We start from the raw sequence: 2,123 nt of genomic DNA, 5'->3' as shown, positions 1-2,123 counted from the left end.
GCGCCGGCGGCGCCGGCGACGGCGCTGGCCGTCGCCCTCATCCGATTTCTCCGAACGCTCGGCTCCAACCTCGCGACCGTCGTCGGCCTCGTCGCCCTCGGCGTCGGTCTCGCCCAAGACCTCCGGGCCGGCGGCGTCCTCGAGGGTTTCGTCCTCGATCTCCTCGAAGGTGTCGTCCTCCTCGATCTCGGAGGTCGGCGAGATCGCGGTGGCGCGGATTCCGGTGATCGGACCCTCGGCGCGCTGGGCCGGCTCGCCGCGATCCAGCTGGTAGGCGGTGGTGGCCCCCAGCCGCTCGTCGGCGGCGATGGTCACGGTGACGCCGAAGCGCATCTCGAGCTCGTGCAGGTGCCCGCGCTTCTGGTTGAGGATGTACAGCGCCACCTCGGTGCGGGTGCGCAGGATCAGGTTGTGGCTCGCCGACTTGAGCAGCGCCTCCTCGATCGCCCGCAGGATGTGCAGCGCGACCGATGCGGTGGCGCGCACGAAGCCGGAGCCGCCGCAATGCACGCACGGCACCGACGAGGATTCGAGCACGCCGGTGCGGATGCGCTGGCGGCTCATCTCCATCAGGCCGAAGGGCGAAATGCGGCCGACCTGGATGCGGGCGCGGTCGTTCTTCAGGCAGTCGTTGAGCTTCTTCTCGACGGCGCGGTTGTTGCGCTTCTCCTCCATGTCGATGAAGTCGATCACCACGAGGCCGGCGAGGTCGCGCAGGCGTAGCTGGCGGGCGACCTCCTCGGCCGCCTCCATGTTGGTGCGAAGCGCCGTGTCCTCGATGTCGTGCTCGCGGGTCGAGCGACCGGAGTTCACGTCGATCGAGACCAGGGCCTCGGTCGGGTTGATCACGAGATAGCCGCCGGACTTCAGCGTCACGTGGGTCGAGAACATCGCGTCGAGCTGCTGCTCGACGCCGTGGCGGGCGAAAATCGGCGTTGCGTCGCGGTAGGGCTTCACCACCTTTGCGGATTGCGGCATCAGCATGCGCATGAAGTCGCGCGCCTCGGCATAGGCCGCCTCACCCGAGACCAGCACCTCGTCGAGGTCCTTGTTGTAGAGGTCGCGGATCGCGCGCTTGATCAGCGAGCCCTCCTCGTAGACCAGAGCGGGCGCGGTCGAGGACAGGGTCAGCGCGCGCACGCTCTCCCACAGACGCATCAGGTATTCGAAGTCGCGCTTGATCTCCGGCATCGTGCGCGAGGCGCCGGCCGTGCGCAGGATCACGCCCATGCCGTCGGGCACCTCCAGCGCCTGGGCGGTCTCCTTGAGGCGCTTGCGGTCGGCGGCCGAGGTGATCTTGCGGGAGATCCCGCCGCCGCGGCCGGTGTTCGGCATCAGCACCGAGTAACGGCCGGCGAGCGACAGATAGGTGGTGAGCGCCGCGCCCTTGGTGCCGCGCTCTTCCTTGACGACCTGGACCAGGATGATCTGGCGGCGCTTGATCACCTCCTGGATCTTGTAGTGGCGGCGGTGGCTGCGCGGACGCTCGGGCAGCTCGCCGAGCGCGTCGCCGTTGCCGCCGACCTGCGAGATCTTCGGCTCGGCGTCGGGATCCTCGTCGCCCTCGTCCTCGTCGGACTCCTCGTCGTCGCCGTCCTCTTCGTCCTCGTCGTCGGAATCGTCGTCCTCGTCCTCGTCTTCATCCTCGTCGGATTCGTCCTCGGACGCCGTCGGCGCCTCGGCGACGGTCAGTCCCTGGGCCACGGCGACGATCGCCTCAGGGCGCGGGGCGTCGTCGGCGGTCTCCCCGTCCTGGGCCTCGTGCTCATGCGCCTCGCCGGCAGGCTCGTCGGCATCCGGCTCGGGCAAGACGGCGGAGGCGTCGCTGCCCGGCGCGATCGCGCCCTCGGGCCGGTCCTCGTCCACATGCGCCTCGGCGACGTGATCGTCGCCGGCATGGGCTTCGTGGGCATGGGCTTTGTGGGCATGGGCCTCAGCGGCCTGCGTGTCGTGGGACTGCGCGTCGTGATGCGCCTCGCCGGCCGGGGCATCATGCCCGTCCGCACGGGCGGCCTCGTGCGACGCGTCATGCTCCTGCGCGACGTCCTCGGCGCTCACGGTCTCGTCGAGCTTGGCGGCGGAGGCCTCGGCCCGGCGCCCGCGGACGCGGCGGCCGTTGCTGC

General features: G+C 70.3%; 1 protein-coding gene. It reads right to left on the bottom strand.

Annotated features, from left to right (window positions below; translation table 11 throughout):
• On the bottom strand, positions 1-2,123 hold a 2,123-nt coding region (locus FV222_RS24045; RefSeq protein WP_147815827.1), incomplete at both ends, for a ribonuclease E/G.

Source organism: Methylobacterium sp. WL103 (genome assembly GCF_008039885.1).
GTDB classification, from domain to species: Bacteria; Pseudomonadota; Alphaproteobacteria; order Rhizobiales; family Beijerinckiaceae; genus Methylobacterium; species Methylobacterium cerastii.
The sequence above is the reverse complement of the archived record's forward strand: the minus strand, read 5'-3'. Positions and strand labels throughout refer to the sequence as shown.